This is a genomic window from Sphaerisporangium cinnabarinum (assembly GCF_055567015.1).
The window spans coordinates 159,229-174,710 of the sequence record NZ_JBVHRG010000002.1; the positions used below are offsets into that span (position 1 = coordinate 159,229).

Here is a 15,482-nt window from a genome sequence, read left to right on the forward strand (position 1 = left end):
GTCCGTCGGCCTCTATACGACCGAACACTAATCAGCCCGAGGGGTCCAGCACGTTACTTGCCGGTAACGCGGGCGCTTCGTTATGCAAGCGTCACTTTGCGTCTGAGGCGTGACACACCCCTGTCCACGGGTCGGGACCGCGTCACCCGTCCTGGCCCGCGGCGACGCGCGCCAGGAGCCGCATGCCCAGGCCGATCGCGCGCTCGTCCACCTGGAGGTCGCCCTGGTGGATGTCGTAGCTGCGCCCGCCCGGCGTCCGCGTGCCGAGGCGTGCCATCGCCCCGGGCACCTTCGTCAGGTACCAGGCGAAGTCCTCTCCCCCGAGCGACTGCTCGGTGAGCACCACGCTGTCCGGGCCGAGCACGTCGCGCGCGGCGGCCTCCAGCAGCCCGGTGCAGCGCTCGTCGTTCTCGACAGGCGGGACGCCGCGCGTGTGGTGCACGGTCACCTCGACCTCGTACGGCGCGACGACCTGCTCCACGGCGTCGTGCAGCACCTGCCCTGCGAACTCCCACGCGCGCACGTCGAGGCAGCGCAGGGTGCCGCGGACCGTGCCGGTGCTCGGGATGGCGTTGTGCGCGGAGCCCGCGTGGACGGCGCCCCACGTGAGGTTCACGCCCGAGCGCGGGTCCAGCCGACGGCCGAGCACCGCGGGGACCTGCGTGATGACCTGGCCCAGCGCGTACACCACGTCGCCGGTCAGGTGCGGGCGCGACGTGTGGCCGCCCGGGGACGCGATCGTCACCGAGACCTCGTCGGACGCCGACGTGATCGGGCCGATCCGCGTGCCGATGCGGCCCACGTCGACCTTCGGGTCGCAGTGCACGGCGTAGATCTCGTCGACGCCGTCCATCGCCCCGGCCGCGAGCACGTCGAGCGACCCGCCCGGCTGGACCTCCTCCGCGGGCTGGAGCACGAGCCGCACGCCGCGGCTCAGCTCGCCCTGGGCGTGGAGGTCCGCGAGCACGAGCCCGGCACCGAGCACGACCGCCGTGTGCACGTCGTGGCCGCACGCGTGCGCGACACCCGGCACGGTCGACGCCCACGGGAGGCCGCAGCGGTCCTGCAGCGGCAGCGCGTCGATGTCCGCGCGCAGGGCGACACGGCCCGGCGGGACGGCCGCGCCGTCGGGCACGCCGGCGGTGGCCGTGCCCGGCTCCGGGCCGACGTCGCACACCAGCCCCGTGCCCGGCAGGAGGCGAGGCTCGAGGCCCGCGGCGCGCAGGCGGTCGGCGAGCAGCGCCGTCGTGCGCGTCTCGGCGCGCGAGACCTCGGGGTGGGCGTGGATGTCCCGGCGGATCGCCACGACCTCGTCCACGTGCCGCGCGACGGCGGCCCCGATGCGGGCAGCGAGGGTCACGTCGGCGCTCACAGGAGCTCGTCCATCCCGAGCTCGCGCACCGTGTCGACCATCGACTTCACCTGCTGCGCGCGCGCCCGCGTCGTGACGAGGAGCGCGTCCGGGGTGTCGACCACGACGACGTCGTCGAGACCGAGGACGGTCACGACGCGGTCGCTCGCCGGCACGACGACCGAGCCGGCGCTCTCGCGGCGCACGACGCGCCCCGTGTCGCCGAGCACCTTGGAGCCCGCCCCGTCGACGGACGGCAGGAGGGCGGCGAGGGAGTTGAAGTCGCCCACGTCGTCCCACCCGAACGTGCCGGGGACCACGGCGACGCCGCCGACCGCGGCGACCGGCTCGGCCACCGCGTGGTCGATCGCGATCCGCTCGAGCGCGGGCCACCGCTCCGCCAGCACGCGGTCGCGGTCGGGCCCGTCCCACGCGGCCGCGATCGCGCGCAGGCCGTCGTGCAGCTCGGGGCGCTGGTCCGCGAGGTGCCCGAGGAGCACCGACGAGCGCACGATGAACATGCCGGCGTTCCAGCGGTACTCCCCGGACGCGAGGTAGCGCTGCGCGGTCGCGGCGTCGGGCTTCTCCGTGAAGCCGCGCACGTGCTGCGCGGTCGGCGCGCCCGCGACACCGAGCGGGGCGCCGCTGTGCACGTACCCGAACGCCGTCGACGGCCGCGACGCCGCGATGCCGATCGTCACGACGTACCCGGCGCGCGCCGCCTCCACCGCCTCCCGCACCGACGACTCGAAGGAGTCACGGCCCGTGATCACCTGGTCCGCGGCGAACGACCCGACGACGACGTCGCCGTGCCGTGCGTCGAGCACCGCCGCGGCCAGCCCGATGGCCGCCATCGAGTCCCGGGGCGACGGCTCCGCGAGCACGTTCTCGGCCGGGAGGGCCGGGAGCTGCGTGCGCGCCGCCGCGACGTGCCGGTCCCCCGTGACGAGCACGACGCCGTGCTCCCCCGCGAGCGGCACGAGCCGGTCCACCGTGGCCTGGAGCAGGGAGCGGCCCGAGCCGGTGAGGTCGAGCAGGAACTTCGGCGAGCCCGCGCGCGAGAGCGGCCACAGCCGGGTGCCGGCGCCTCCCGCGGGGACGACGGCGAAGAAGCCGGGGATCGGAGACCCGGACGGGCCGGAGGAGTCGTGCGGCGAAGAGGCCATGAGGGCCAGCATAGTGAGGGCCGCAGTTCCCCCGCGGGCTGTGGGATCAGTCACAAACCCCCCGCGGAGCGCGGTTCCGCCGCACCCGGCGGTCCGCATCATGACGTCGATGTCACTATGGTGGAAGCCCTGAGACCGATGCCGACGACGGTCCCGGGGTCCGGACTGAGGGAGTTCCGGGCCACGGCCGGAACGTGACATCTCCCCCCTGATCTCGCCACAGGAGGCCCCCAAAGTGCCCAGTGCACCAGCTGGCACGCTCTACCGCGGCCGTGAAGGCATGTGGTCGTGGGTCGCGCATCGCGTGACCGGCGTGCTCATCTTCTTCTTCCTGCTCGTGCACGTGCTCGACACGGCGCTCGTGCGGGTCTCGCCCGAGGCGTACAACGCCGTCATCGGGACGTACCAGACGCCGATCATGGGCATCGGTGAGGCGGGGCTCGTCGCGGCCATCGTGTTCCACGCCTTCAACGGCATCCGCATCATCCTGGTCGACTTCTGGTCCAAGGGCCCGCGGTACCAGCGCACGATGCTCTGGGTCGTCGTCGGGCTGTTCGTCGTGACGATGGCCGGGTTCCTGCCGCGCCACCTGATGAACGTCTTCGGAGGGGGGCACTGATGGCCGCCGCACCCACGGTCGAGGTCGCGAGCCCGCGCGACCCGTACAAGCGCCGCAAGGCGACGCGCAGCAACTACGAGCTGTACAGCTGGATCTTCATGCGCGCGTCCGGCGTCGTGCTGATCGTCCTCATCTTCGGTCACCTCTTCGTCAACCTCATGGTCGGCGAGGGTGTGCACGCGATCGACTTCGGCTTCGTCGCCGGCAAGTGGGCCTCGCCGTTCTGGCAGATCTGGGACCTGCTCATGCTCTGGCTGGCCATGTTCCACGGCACCAACGGCGTCCGGACGATCATCAACGACTACGCGGAGCGCGACGGCACCCGCCTCGTCCTCAAGCTCGCGCTGTACCTGGCGTTCACCATCGTCACGGTCCTCGGCACGCTCGTGATCTTCACGTTCGAGCCGTGCCCCCCGAACGCGCCGGCCGAGCTGCTCGCGTCGTTCTGCACGGCCTGAGCACCGCACCACCGCTCGCCCCCGTCTTCCTCTCGCTCCACCCGGCTCTCTCCCAGGAGGCATCGACCCCGATGCAAACCCATCAGTACGACGTCGTCATCGTCGGCGCAGGCGGCGCCGGGATGCGCGCGGCGCTGGAGTCGTCCGGCAAGGTCCGGACGGCCGTCATCTCCAAGCTCTACCCCACGCGCTCGCACACGGGCGCCGCGCAGGGCGGCATGTGCGCCGCGCTCGCGAACGTGGAGGAGGACAACTGGGAGTGGCACACGTTCGACACGGTCAAGGGCGGCGACTACCTCGTCGACCAGGACGCCGCGGAGATCATGGCCAAGGAGGCCATCGACGCGGTGCTCGACCTCGAGCGCATGGGCCTGCCGTTCAACCGCACGCCCGAGGGCCGCATCGACCAGCGCCGGTTCGGCGGGCACACCCGCAACCACGGCGAGGCCGCGGTGCGCCGCTCGTGCTACGCCGCGGACCGCACCGGGCACATGATCCTCCAGACGCTCTACCAGCAGTGCGTCAAGCAGGACGTCGAGTTCTTCAACGAGTTCTACGTCCTCGACCTCATCACCGACCACGACCTCTCCGCGGGCGAGATCCCCGACGACGAGACGGTCACCGCGACCGGCGTCGTCGCCTACGACCTCGCGACCGGCGAGATCCACGTCTTCCAGGCGAAGGCGATCATCTTCGCCACCGGTGGCGCGGGCAAGATCTTCAAGACGACGTCCAACGCGCACACGCTCACCGGCGACGGCATGGCGCTGGCCTACCGTCGCGGCCTGCCGCTCGAGGACATGGAGTTCTTCCAGTTCCACCCGACCGGCCTCGCGGGCCTCGGCATCCTCCTCTCGGAGGCCGCCCGCGGCGAGGGCGGCATCCTGCGCAACGCGGACGGCGAGCGCTTCATGGAGCGCTACGCCCCCACCATCAAGGACCTCGCCCCGCGCGACATCGTCGCCCGGTCCATGGCGAACGAGGTCCGCGAGGGCCGCGGTGCCGGGCCGAACAAGGACTACGTCCTGCTCGACCTCACGCACCTCGAGCCCGCGCACATCGACGCCAAGCTCCCCGACATCACCGAGTTCGCGCGGACGTACCTCGGGATCGAGCCGTACACCGAGCCCGTGCCCGTGTACCCCACCGCGCACTACGCGATGGGCGGCATCCCGACGAACGTCGACGCCGAGGTGCTGCGCGACAGCCACAACGTCGTCAAGGGCCTCTACGCGGCCGGTGAGGTCGCGTGCGTCAGCGTGCACGGCTCCAACCGTCTCGGCACCAACTCGCTGCTCGACATCAACGTCTTCGGCAAGCGTGCCGGCCGCACCGCGGCCGCCTACGCCGCGACCGCGTCGTACAGCGAGCTCCCGGAGAACCCTGCCGCGGCCGTCGTCGCGCAGCTCGAGGAGATGCGCAACCGTCCCGACGGCGAGCGCGTCGCCGACGTCCGCAAGGCGCTCCAGGAGACCATGGACGCCAACGCCCAGGTGTTCCGCACGGGCGAGTCGCTCAACCAGGCCCTCGCGGACATCCGCGACCTGCAGAAGCGCTACAAGAACGTGTCCGTGCAGGACAAGGGCCGCCTGTTCAACACCGACCTCCTCGAGGCGATCGAGCTCGGGTTCCTCCTCGACATCGCCGAGGTGACCGTGGTCGCGGCGATCAACCGCAAGGAGTCCCGGGGCGGCCACTACCGCGAGGACTTCCCGGACCGCGACGACGCCAACTACATGCTGCACACGATGGCCTACCGCCGGCCGACGTCCGCCAGCGACGTCGCCGACGGGCACGTCGCGGGCTACTTCGACCACGTCGAGCAGTTCGACGGCTACAAGGTCGCCCTGGGCTCCAAGCCCGTCACCCAGACCCGGTACGAGCCCATGGAGCGGAAGTACTGATGACTGCCACACTCGAGAGCCCGGCCGCCGAGGCCAAGGCCGGGGAGATCCCCTCGTTCGAGGTCACGCTCCGCGTCCGCCGCTACTCCCCCGAGTCGGAGCACGGCGAGGAGGCGTACTGGGACGAGTTCACCGTCCAGGCGCACGGCACCGACCGCGTGCTCGACGCCCTGCACAAGATCAAGTGGGAGCACGACGGCTCCCTGACGTTCCGCCGCTCGTGCGCGCACGGCGTGTGCGGGTCGGACGCGATGCGCATCAACGGTCGCAACCGGCTCGCGTGCAAGACGCTGCTCAAGGACGTCAACCCCGACAAGCCGATCACGGTCGAGCCCATCAAGGGCCTGCCCGTGGTCAAGGACCTCGTCGTGGACATGGAGCCGTTCTTCGCGTCCTACCGCGAGATCATGCCGTTCCTCATCACGTCCGGCAACGAGCCGAGCAAGGAGCGCCTCCAGTCCGCCGCGCAGCGCGAGCGCTTCGACGACACCACCAAGTGCATCCTGTGCGCCGCGTGCACGTCGTCCTGCCCGGTGTTCTGGACCGACGGGCAGTACTTCGGCCCGGCCGCCATCGTCAACGCGCACCGGTTCATCTTCGACAGCCGCGACGAGGGCGCCACGCAGCGCCTCGAGATCCTCAACGACAAGGAGGGCGTGTGGCGCTGCCGCACGACCTTCAACTGCACCGAGGCGTGCCCCCGCGGCATCGAGGTCACGAAGGCGATCCAGGAGGTCAAGCGCGCGATGATCACCCGCGCGTTCTGACACCCCCGCACCGCCGACGAAGGGCGCCGACCGTACGGTCGGCGCCCTTCGTCGTGCCCGGGTGGCGCCGTGGCGCGCGGCCTCCGCACCAGCGTTCGGCAGTCCCGACCGAGGTCGGCAGCCGCAGTGGAGATCGGCAGCTGCACGTGCCGATCTCGGCCGCAGGTGCCGACCTCGACGCGCCGCGCGCACGCGGTCACGTGCCGCGCGGCAGGCGGGCCCGCCGGACACCGCGGACGACGGGGCTCCAGGGACGGTGCGAGCCGTGGCCGGCGCGCACGTCCTCCTCGACCGACGGGACGACGTCGTCGCGAGCGCCCTCGACGTCCAGGCGTCCGGTCTCGACGTCGTCCCGCGCGTGCCCGACGACGTGGCGCGGCGCCCGCAGGTGGCGGCCGTCGCTCGTCTGGTCGCCGCCGAGCAGGGGCAGCTCGGGGCGGCCGTCGCGCGCGTGCCGGGCACCGTCGGGCACCGGGTCGGGCGGGCGGGGCGGGTTCGCCATCCACGCGCACACGGCCAGGAGGATGCGCGCGGTGAAGTTGACGAGGAGCAGCAGCGTCACGAGGACGGCGAACGACGCCAGGAGGGCGTTCCGCGTGGCGCTGCTCTCGACGAACGACGACCCGAGGTAGCGGAGCACCCCGAACCCGACGGCAGCGGTGAGCGACCCGACGAGGAGGTCGCGGCGTCGGACCCGCACGCCGGCGAGGAGCCGCACGACGACGACCACGACGAGCGCGTCGAGCAGGACGCTCACGACGAGGCCCGCACCGGTCACGAGGACGGCGGGCCCCCCGGAGAACCCGATCGCCTCGAGGATCTGGTTGCCCAGGGACGTGACGGCGATGCCGGCCACCGCGGAGACGAGGAGGAAGAGCGCGAGGAGGAAGAAGCCGAGGAGGGCGCGCGCCCGGGCGAGCACCGGGCTCTGGCCGACGTCGCTCACGCCGAACATGGTCCGCACGGCGCCACGCAGGTGGTACATGAACGACACGACGGAGAAGAGCAGCACCACGCCCGCGACGACGCTCGTGACGCTGAGCCCGGAGTCCAGCAGGAGCTGGTCGGGCCGGATGGCGCCCGGCTGGCCGTCGAGGGCGATGAGCCCGGGGACGAGCTCGTTGATCTCCCCGAAGACGACGTCCATGAGCTCCTGGCGTCCGCCCAGGATCCGCATGAAGACGGTGTAGCCGATCGTCAGCGCGGCGAACAGCGAGAACAGCGCGGAGTACGCGATGCCGCCGCACAGGAGCGCGCCGCGCGCGTACAGGTACCGGTAGGTCGCACGGCCGGGCCGGCTGTCCTTCCAGCGCTCGACGAGCGCGTCCACCCGCTCGCGCGTGCGTGCGACCGCGCGAGGTGCGGCAGGGCGGGGCGGCGTCACGCCCCGAACCCTACGAGGCGGTCGCTCCCCCGGCATCCGCGCCGAGCGGGAACAGCTGCTCGGGGCGCCAGACGCCGTCGTCCCCGTGCTCGTAGAGCGAGAAGCCCGCGACGTCGAACTGCGCCTCGTAGGTCGCCATCTGGTCGAACGCGGCGTCGAGCGCCGCTTCCGGCACCTCGTGGGCGACCGTCACGTGCGGGTGGTAGTTGAACCGCAGGTCCTGGGCGAGGGGGCCGGTGCGGATCGCGCTCTCGAGGTGCTCGCACTCCGCGATGCCCTCGACCACCTGGACGAACACCACGGGCGAGACGGGCCGGAACGTCGCGCTCCCCCGCAGGTGGAGGCGGAACGGCGACGCCGTCGACGCGACCTCGGCCAGGTGCGCACGCGCCGTGTCGAGCGCGGTCCGGTCCAGGACCGTCGGCCCGAGGAGCGTCACGTGCGGCGGGATCGACCGTGCGAGCGGGTCGCCGAAGCGTGCGCGCGCGTCCTGGAGCTGGGTCGCGAACGGCTCGGGCACCTCGATCGCGATGCCGATCCGCACCTGATGGGGCTCGCGCTCCGGGAGGTTCACGCGGTCGTCCCGCCCACGGGCAGCAGGCCGACGCGGTCGTAGATGCGCGCGAGCGTGCCGGCCGCGATCTCGCGGGCCTTCTGCGCACCGCGCGCGAGCACCGCGTCGAGCTCGGCAGGGTCTGCCAGGTACGTGTTCGCGCGCTCCTGGAACGGCACGAGGAAGTCGACGACGACGTCCGCCAGGTCGACCTTGAGGCGCCCGTACCCCTGGCCGTCGTACTCGGCGGCGATCGCCTCGACGTCGCGGCCGGTGAGCGCCGAGTAGATGGTCAGCAGGTTCGACACCCCGGGCTTGGCGACGGGGTCGTAGTGGATCTCGGTGCCGGAGTCGGTCGCGGCCGACCGGATCCGCTTGGCGGCGACCTTCGGGTCGTCGAGCAGCCAGATGACGCCCTTGCCGTTCGACGAGGACTTGCTCATCTTCGCCGTCGGCTCCTGGAGGTCGTAGATCTTCGCGACCGACCGGACGATGTGGGCCTCCGGCACGACGGCCGTCCCGTCGCCGAAGCGGGCGTTGAGCCGCTCGGCGAGGTCACGCGTGAGCTCGAGGTGCTGGCGCTGGTCCTCGCCGACCGGCACGAGGGCCGCGTCGTAGAGCAGGATGTCCGCCGCCATGAGCACGGGGTACGTGAACAGCCCGACGGTCGTGCCGTCGGCGCCCTGCTTCGCGGACTTGTCCTTGAACTGGGTCATACGGCCCGCCTCGCCGAAGCCCGTCTGGCACGACAGCACCCAGGACAGCTCGGCGTGCTGCGGCACGTGCGACTGGACGAACAGCGCGGAACGGTCCGGGTCCACGCCGCCGGCGAGGTACTGCGCGGCCGTGCGGCGCGTGCGCTCGCGGAGCCGCTCCGGGTCCGGGTTGACGGTCAGCGCGTGGAGGTCCACGACGCAGTACAGGGCGTCGTACGCGTCCTGGAGGGAGACCCACTGGCGCAGCGCACCGATGTAGTTCCCGAGCTGCAGCGAGTCCTCCGTGGGCTGCATGCCCGAGAGGATCCGTGGCCGGGTGCCCGTCGGGCTCCCGGGCTCCTGCGTGGTCTCCGGGACCGGTGCCGGACCGATGTGCGTCGCCTCGATGGACATTGCCCCATTCTGACAGGTGCTCGGGCGCCGGAACGAATCGCCCGTCGCGCCGCGGTCCGAGAGCGGGGTCAGGTGGCCTCGTCGTCGAACGGGGCAGGCCCCGTCTGCGCGACCGGCGCGGGCGGCGGGGGCGGGGAGACGCGCTCGGGCAGCGGATCGTCGTCCAGGAGCGCCTCGCGCACGATCCGGCGCGGGTCGTACTGGCGCGGGTCGAGCTTGGCCCAGTCGACGTCCGACAGCTCCTCGCCGAGCTCCGCGTCCACGCGCGACTTCGCGTCGCGCAGGTATCCCCGCGCGGACCGCACGAACGCCCCGAGCTGCTCCGCGTAGCGCGGCAGGCGCTCGGGACCGATGACGACGACCGCCACGATGAGGAGCACGACGAACTCGGCTCCGTTGATCCCGAACACGCCGACAGACTACTCGCTCGTGGCTTCGTCGAGGACGACGCGCACGTCGCGCTCCTGGTCGCCGGTCCGCACGCGCAGGGTCACCGCGTCCCCCGGTGCCTTCGCCCGGATCGCGACGATGAGCTCGTCCGACTCCGTGACGGGCCGGCCGTCGATGGACAGGATCACGTCCCCGGGCCGGATCCCGGCCGCGTCCGCCGGGCCGTCGGGCGTCACCGCGGGCGTGCCGGACTGCGCGTCGGTCGAGACCTGCACGCCCTCACCCTGGTAGCGCTGGTCGAGGAGCACGCCGATCACGGGGTACGTCGCGACGCCGTCGGCGATGAGCTGTTCGGCGGTACGACGGGCCTGGTTGGACGGGATGGCGAACCCGAGGCCGATGCTGCCCGTGGCCTCGCCGCTCCCCGGCGGCTGCGCGATGGCCGAGTTGATGCCGACGACCTGGCCGCGGCCGTCGACGAGCGGGCCGCCGGAGTTGCCCGGGTTGATCGCCGCGTCCGTCTGGATCGCGTTGATGAAGGCCGTCTCCGCCGCGGCGCCGGCCTGGACCGGGCGGTTGAGCGCGCTGATGATCCCCGTGGTGACGGTCCCGTTCAGCCCGAGCGGCGCACCGATCGCCACCACCGGGTCCCCGACGACCACCGCGTCGGAGTCGCCGAGCGCGAGCGGCGTGAGGCCCGAGTCCTCGACCTTGACGACCGCCAGGTCGTAGTCGACCGTCCGCCCGACGAGCTCGGCAGGGCTCTCGTGCCCGTCGGAGAAGAGCACGACGATGTCGCCACCGTCGGCGGCCGACGCGACGACGTGGTTGTTCGTGAGGATGAAGCCGTCCTCCCGCAGCACGAACCCGGAGCCCGTCGCGACGCCGTCGGCGCCGCGCACCTGGAGCGAGACGACGCTCGGCAGCACGGTCGCGGCGATGTCCGCCACCGACCCGTCCGGGCGGTCCGCGCCGGGCTCGACGCTCGCGGGCGGCAGCGCCGAGACCGACGAGCCGGAGGATCGCGGGTCGGCGAGACGATCGGCGGCGACGCCGCCGACGGCACCCGCGACGAGCGCGAGCACCGCGACGCCCGCCACCGCGGCCGGGCGCAGGCCACGCCGCGGCGCGGCCCCGACGGCGCCGCGGGGCACGCCCACGAGGGTCGGGTCGACGGACCCGCCCGGGCGCGTCGGCGCCTCGGGCTGGCCGAACGCGCTCAGCCGCTCCCAGGGGTCCGTGGACCCCGCGGTCGAGGGCTCCGTGGGCGCGGGCGCTGCGGGCGGCGGCGGGACCGGTCCCGGGCCGTACGCGGGCGGGACGTGCCCCGAGGCCCCGCCCTCGGTGGGACGTGGCGCGTCGGCGGACGGCGGGACGGGCACGCTGCGGTAGGCCGACGGCGGCGCGAACGGGTTCGGCGCAGCGTCGCGCGGACCGGGCTGCTCCGGTCCGGTCTGGGGGTCGGTCATGAGGTGCCGAGCGCTCCTGTCATGGTCGTCCAGCCCCGGGAGATGCGCGCCGGGACCCCGGCATCGTAGTCACGGGCCGGGAACGCCGCCACGAGGGCGGCGACCGTCTCCTGCTCGGTGTCCGCGACGACGTCGATCACCGTGTCGCCCGACTGCCACACCACGTGCCACGGCTCCTGAGACAGCACGTGCACCCGACGGCCGTCCACGTCCCAGGTCTCGCTGCCGGCGATCGCCGACGTGTCGAGCAGTCCCGCCTGCTCGCGCACGACCGCCTCCCCGCCGGGCGCCTCGAGGTCGATCTCCAGCACGCCGCGCCGCGCGTCGTCGCGCACGTCCGCCACGCGGAAGCCGTCCGGGAGCGGTGTGGGGCAGGACCAGCCCTGCGCCGCGAGGGCCGCGAGCGCGGACGCGCCGCCGTCGACGACCGACGCGGCGCCCGTGCCGCCGTCCGGGCCGTCGGTGCGCACCCCGCCGACGACGAGCGCGCCGGTGGTCCGGGGCGCCGCCTGCGCGAGCACGGTGAGCGGGTCGCTGCGGTGCAGGTCGGGCGTCACGAGAGGGCTCTCCCCCAGCGCGAAGAGGCCGACCGCGGCGACCCCGACGCCGCCGACGACGAGACCGACGACGCGCCGCCGGAGCGAGCCCCGGCGCACGTCGCCGCTCCAGGCGCCGCGCGGGAGCGTCGCGGAGGCGGCCCAGGGGTCGCTCGGTGCGGGTGCCGCACGCAGCGGGTCGCCGTCCGTCGGCGGGATCTCGGCGGAGAGCGCGAGCAGGCGTGCGGCGAGGTCCGGCGCCGGCTCCACCGGTCCGGCCGCGCTCAGCGCGCGCCGGGCCGCCCGGGCCGCGGCGAGCTCGGCCGCGCACCGCGGGCAGCAGGCCACGTGCTCCAGGGCGCGCTCCGCCTCGGCGGGCGACAGCTGCCCGTCGACGAGCGCGGAGAGCCGCGAGCCGAGATGGGTCACGCCACCCCCCGGGCGCCCACGGCGGTCGGTGCGTCGTCCGACGCCGGGCGCTCCGCGGGGTCGCGGTGCGGCAGGGCGGCGCGGAGCTGGGAGCGCGCGCGGTGGATCCGCGAGCGGACCGTGCCGAGCTTGATGCCGAGCGTCACGGCGATCTCCTCGTAGGACAGGCCCTCGATGTCGCACAGCACGACGGCGGCCCGGTACTCGGGCGAGAGCGCGTCGAGCGCGCGCTGGACGTCGTGGTCGAGGTTCGCGTGCTCGAACCCGCGCTCCGGCTGGGCCTCGGCGCGCGCCGGGTAGTGCCCGTCGTCGTCGCCCATGGCCTCCATCCGGATGCGCTGCTTGCGCCGGACCTGGTCGAGGAAGAGGTTGGTCGTGATCCGGTGGAGCCAGCCCTCGAACGTGCCCGGGGTGTAGCTCGACAGCGAGCGGAACACCCGGACGAACGTCTCCTGCGTGAGGTCCTCCGCGTCCTGGCGGTTGCCCGTCAGGCGGTAGGCGAGCCGGTAGACGCGCGCCGAGTGCTCCCGCACGATCGCGTCCCACGACGGCGGCACCCACGTGCCCGCGTCCTGCGTGCCGTGCGTGCCGGTCCTGGGTCGTGCGTCGTCCACGTGGTCCATCGTCCCAGAAGAACGCGCCACGCCTGGCGCGTGTTCCCCGCCCCGCGCGGGACGTGCGCGTGACGTCCACCGCCCGTGCACACGCGCGCGGCGCGGGAACGGGCCGGTGTGGGAGGGGGCGGGTACGATCCGAGACAGCGCCCGGCCCGGCCCCGGGGCCGGACGACGGACCACCAGGAGGACCCGATCACCAGCGACGTCGGCACCCACCGCAGCGCGAAGGCGGCGAGCTGGGTGTACAGCGAGGAGTTCGTCCCCGAGGACGAGGTCCTCCTGCGGGCACGCGACCGTGCGGCCGAGCTCGGCTGCCCCGCGGTCCTCCCCGGCGTCGGGGCGGTGCTCCAGGTCCTCGCCGCGTCCCTCGCGGCCCGCGCGGTGGTCGAGATCGGCACCGGCACGGGCGTCGCCTCGATCTGGCTCCTGCGTGGCATGCCCGCCGACGGCGTGCTGACGACCATCGACGTCGAGGTCGAGCACCAGCGCGCGGCCAAGGCCGCGTTCGCGGAGGAGGGTGTGCCCGCGTCCCGCACGCGCACCATCCCGGGCCGCGCGAGCGACGTGCTCCCCCGCCTCACCGACGCCGCGTACGACCTCGTCCTCGTCGGGGCGGACAAGCACAGCTACCCCGAGTACGTGGAGCAGGGGCTGCGCCTCCTGCGCCCGGGCGGCGTGCTGGCGGTCGACGGCGCGCTGTCCCACGACCGTGTCGCCGACCCCGCGCGGCGCGACGAGGTCACGACGATCGTCCGGGAGGTCGGCCGGTCGCTCCGGTCCGACGAGCGCGTGCTGCCGGCGCTGCTGCCCAGCGGCGACGGCCTCCTGCTCGCCGTCCGCCGCTGACCCGGCGCGTCAGAGCCGGTCGAGCGCCTCGAGCAGCAGCCGGGCGCCGAAGCCCGTCGCCCCGGCCACGACCTCGTGGCGGTCCGCCGTCGCGCGCGCGGGCCCCGCGACGTCGAGGTGGGCCCAGGGCACGTCGCCCACGAACTCCCGGAGGAACAGGGCGGCCGTGATCGCCCCGCCGCCGGGGCTCTCGACCGGGACGTGCCGCAGGTCGGCGACGTCGGAGCGCAGCGCACCCGCGTAGTCCTCGACGAGCGGCATCCGCCACACCCGCTCGCCCGTGGCGAGGGCGGCGTGCTCGAGCGCGTCGGCGACCTCCTCGTCGGTCGCGAACAGCGCGCCGTGGCCCCGACCCAGGCCCACGCTGGCCGCGCCGGTGAGCGTCGCGACGTCCACGAGCACGTCGGGAGCGAGCTCCTGCACGGCGTACGCGACGGCGTCGGCGAGGACGAGGCGGCCCTCGGCATCGGTGTTCGCGACCTCCACCGTGCGGCCCGACCACGTGCGCAGCACGTCGCCCGGGCGGTACGACGCCGCGCCGACGTGGTTCTCCGCGAGCGGCAGCACGGCGGTCACTCGCCGGTCCGAGCGTGCACGGGCGGCCCCGAGCACGACGGCGAGCGCGACGGCGGCGCCCGCCATGTCGGTCTTCATGGGCACCATCGCCTCGCGCGGCTTGATGGACAGGCCGCCCGTGTCGTAGGTGATGCCCTTGCCGACGACGACCACGTGGCGAGGCGCGGAACGGCCCTTCGCCGGGGCCACGCCGTGGTCCGCGGGGTCGTAGGTGACGGTGAGGAGCCGGGGCCCGCGCGCCGAGCCGGCGCCCACGGCCAGGAGCGCGCCGAAGCCCTCCGTGGCGAGCTCGGCGGGGCCGCGGAGGGTGGTGTCGAGGCCGAGCTCGTCGGCCAGCCCGAGCGCGCGGTCGGCGAACCAGGCGGGGTCCTTGACGTCGGACGGCGTGTTCGCGAGGTCGCGCACGAGCCACGTCGCGGCGGCCGCGCGGGTCGCCGCCTCGATCGGTGCCGCGACGTCGGGACGGTCGGGCGGCGTGAGCAGCACGAGCTGCGCGGCGGCGGTCTCCGTGCCTGCCGGCGCCTCGCCCCGTCGCGGCTGGGCGTACGCGGCGAGCAGGTAGCCCTCGACGTAGGCGCGGACCTCGGCGGCACCGGCGTCCGCGGTCACGGCGCTCAGGACCCGCTCGAGGCCGCGGGACGCCCGGGCCAGCGCGGCACCGGCGCGGCGCAGGTCCGTCGCGGTCCCGGCGCCGACGCCGAGCAGCAGGAGACGGGGCGGCAGGCCCGCCCACGGCAGCCGGGTCGTCGACCCGACGTGCGCCCGCGGCAGGTCCACGCGCACGACCTCGCCGGCCGCGCCGCGGAAGCCCGGGCCGCCCGCCCGCTCGGCCAGCTCGGCGAGGTCCACGCCGTACCGCACGGTGGCGTCGACCGTGCCGGCGCGCGGCTGCAGCCCGTCCTCCGGCTCGCGCGGCGGCGCGACGCCGACCACGACCGCGTCGGCCTGTGACTCGTCGACGAGCGGGGCGTCGCTCAGCGTGCCCCGTGCGCCGACCACCTCCGGCAGCGCGCGCGGGATCTCCGTGGTTCCGGAGACCCGGCGCTCACGTGCGGGCAATCAGCCCACCACGGCCTGGAGCGCCTCACCCAGCTCGCTGGCCTCGGTCGCGTTGAGCTCGACCACCAGACGCCCGCCACCCTCGAGCGGGACCCGCATGACGATGCCTCGCCCTTCCTTGGTGACCTCCAGCGGTCCGTCACCCGTCCGCGGCTTCATCGCAGCCATCGATGGCACTCCATTTCCGTTTGTCCCGAGTCCACCCCGCACGCGCGAGGAGGGGCGTCCGACCTCGGACGACGCCCGGGG

At 74.0% G+C, this 15,482-nt stretch carries 16 protein-coding genes; 5 read left to right on the forward strand and 11 right to left on the reverse strand.

Annotated features, from left to right (window positions below):
- Positions 1-142: 142 nt before the first annotated feature.
- Both ACZ4MO_RS03780 and ACZ4MO_RS03785 read right to left on the reverse strand, forming a co-directional pair.
- On the reverse strand, positions 143-1,372 hold the full coding sequence (locus tag ACZ4MO_RS03780) for an amidohydrolase (protein ID WP_175008029.1): 1,230 nt from the start codon (positions 1,370-1,372) through the stop codon (positions 143-145).
- Positions 1,369-2,517, reverse strand: a complete 1,149-nt coding sequence (locus tag ACZ4MO_RS03785; protein WP_175008028.1) for a sugar phosphate nucleotidyltransferase — start codon at positions 2,515-2,517, stop codon at positions 1,369-1,371. Before ACZ4MO_RS03785 ends, ACZ4MO_RS03780 begins: the two co-directional genes overlap by 4 nt.
- Positions 2,518-2,752: 235 nt before the next feature.
- Between ACZ4MO_RS03785 and sdhC the strand changes: the two genes are divergently transcribed.
- From sdhC to ACZ4MO_RS03805, 4 genes are all read left to right on the forward strand, one after another.
- Positions 2,753-3,136, forward strand: a complete 384-nt coding sequence (gene sdhC / locus ACZ4MO_RS03790) for a succinate dehydrogenase, cytochrome b556 subunit (protein WP_021481379.1) — start codon at positions 2,753-2,755, stop codon at positions 3,134-3,136.
- Entirely contained in the window at positions 3,136-3,594 is a 459-nt protein-coding gene (locus tag ACZ4MO_RS03795) for a succinate dehydrogenase hydrophobic membrane anchor subunit (protein ID WP_175008027.1), read from the forward strand. The genes sdhC and ACZ4MO_RS03795 overlap by 1 nt, the downstream gene beginning before the upstream one ends.
- Before the next feature lie 71 nt (positions 3,595-3,665).
- Positions 3,666-5,498, forward strand: coding sequence for a succinate dehydrogenase flavoprotein subunit (gene sdhA, locus ACZ4MO_RS03800; RefSeq protein ID WP_175008026.1), 1,833 nt, complete (start codon positions 3,666-3,668; stop codon positions 5,496-5,498).
- Positions 5,498-6,265, forward strand: coding sequence for a succinate dehydrogenase iron-sulfur subunit (locus ACZ4MO_RS03805; RefSeq protein ID WP_108048056.1), 768 nt, complete (start codon positions 5,498-5,500; stop codon positions 6,263-6,265). The genes sdhA and ACZ4MO_RS03805 overlap by 1 nt, the downstream gene beginning before the upstream one ends.
- Before the next feature lie 196 nt (positions 6,266-6,461).
- Here ACZ4MO_RS03805 and ACZ4MO_RS03810 read toward each other — a convergent pair whose 3' ends face one another.
- The 7 genes from ACZ4MO_RS03810 to sigE form a co-directional block, all read right to left on the reverse strand.
- Entirely contained in the window at positions 6,462-7,649 is a 1,188-nt protein-coding gene (locus ACZ4MO_RS03810) for a YhjD/YihY/BrkB family envelope integrity protein (RefSeq protein WP_186810351.1), read from the reverse strand.
- A gap of 10 nt (positions 7,650-7,659) precedes the next feature.
- Positions 7,660-8,223: a 2'-5' RNA ligase family protein gene (locus ACZ4MO_RS03815; RefSeq protein ID WP_108048052.1), complete on the reverse strand. Its 564-nt coding sequence runs from the start codon at positions 8,221-8,223 to the stop codon at positions 7,660-7,662.
- Positions 8,220-9,311: a tryptophan--tRNA ligase gene (gene trpS / locus ACZ4MO_RS03820; RefSeq protein WP_175008024.1), complete on the reverse strand. Its 1,092-nt coding sequence runs from the start codon at positions 9,309-9,311 to the stop codon at positions 8,220-8,222. The genes ACZ4MO_RS03815 and trpS overlap by 4 nt, the downstream gene beginning before the upstream one ends.
- A gap of 68 nt (positions 9,312-9,379) precedes the next feature.
- Complete coding sequence (locus ACZ4MO_RS03825; protein ID WP_175008023.1) at positions 9,380-9,721, reverse strand: twin-arginine translocase TatA/TatE family subunit; 342 nt, start codon at positions 9,719-9,721, stop codon at positions 9,380-9,382.
- Between the two features lie 9 nt (positions 9,722-9,730).
- On the reverse strand, positions 9,731-11,170 hold the full coding sequence (locus ACZ4MO_RS03830) for a trypsin-like peptidase domain-containing protein (RefSeq protein ID WP_175008022.1): 1,440 nt from the start codon (positions 11,168-11,170) through the stop codon (positions 9,731-9,733).
- Complete coding sequence (locus ACZ4MO_RS03835) at positions 11,167-12,135, reverse strand: zf-HC2 domain-containing protein (protein WP_175008021.1); 969 nt, start codon at positions 12,133-12,135, stop codon at positions 11,167-11,169. The genes ACZ4MO_RS03830 and ACZ4MO_RS03835 overlap by 4 nt, the downstream gene beginning before the upstream one ends.
- Entirely contained in the window at positions 12,132-12,758 is a 627-nt protein-coding gene (sigE, locus tag ACZ4MO_RS03840; RefSeq protein WP_083385296.1) for an RNA polymerase sigma factor SigE, read from the reverse strand. The genes ACZ4MO_RS03835 and sigE overlap by 4 nt, the downstream gene beginning before the upstream one ends.
- Positions 12,759-12,992: 234 nt before the next feature.
- Here sigE and ACZ4MO_RS03845 point away from each other — a divergent pair, with 234 nt between their 5' ends.
- The gene (locus ACZ4MO_RS03845; protein ID WP_499278612.1) at positions 12,993-13,598 is read left to right on the forward strand and encodes an O-methyltransferase; all 606 of its coding nucleotides are present in this window, start codon (positions 12,993-12,995) and stop codon (positions 13,596-13,598) included.
- Positions 13,599-13,607: 9 nt separating this feature from the next.
- Here ACZ4MO_RS03845 and ACZ4MO_RS03850 read toward each other — a convergent pair whose 3' ends face one another.
- Complete coding sequence (locus tag ACZ4MO_RS03850) at positions 13,608-15,233, reverse strand: M17 family metallopeptidase (RefSeq protein WP_175008020.1); 1,626 nt, start codon at positions 15,231-15,233, stop codon at positions 13,608-13,610.
- Positions 15,234-15,401 carry a DUF3117 domain-containing protein gene (locus tag ACZ4MO_RS03855; RefSeq protein WP_064506638.1) on the reverse strand — a complete coding sequence of 56 codons (168 nt, stop codon included), beginning with the start codon at positions 15,399-15,401 and terminating at the stop codon, positions 15,234-15,236. It lies immediately after the preceding gene.
- Positions 15,402-15,482: the final 81 nt, after the last annotated feature.

Coding starts and splice junctions, on each gene's coding strand:
- sigE (WP_083385296.1), bottom strand. CDS start 12,758: ATGGACCACGTGGACGACGCACGACCCAGGACCGGCACGCACGGCACG.
- sdhA (WP_175008026.1), top strand. CDS start 3,666: ATGCAAACCCATCAGTACGACGTCGTCATCGTCGGCGCAGGCGGCGCC.
- ACZ4MO_RS03830 (WP_175008022.1), bottom strand. CDS start 11,170: ATGACCGACCCCCAGACCGGACCGGAGCAGCCCGGTCCGCGCGACGCT.
- ACZ4MO_RS03785 (WP_175008028.1), bottom strand. CDS start 2,517: ATGGCCTCTTCGCCGCACGACTCCTCCGGCCCGTCCGGGTCTCCGATC.
- ACZ4MO_RS03855 (WP_064506638.1), bottom strand. CDS start 15,401: ATGGCTGCGATGAAGCCGCGGACGGGTGACGGACCGCTGGAGGTCACC.
- ACZ4MO_RS03805 (WP_108048056.1), top strand. CDS start 5,498: ATGACTGCCACACTCGAGAGCCCGGCCGCCGAGGCCAAGGCCGGGGAG.
- ACZ4MO_RS03795 (WP_175008027.1), top strand. CDS start 3,136: ATGGCCGCCGCACCCACGGTCGAGGTCGCGAGCCCGCGCGACCCGTAC.
- trpS (WP_175008024.1), bottom strand. CDS start 9,311: ATGTCCATCGAGGCGACGCACATCGGTCCGGCACCGGTCCCGGAGACC.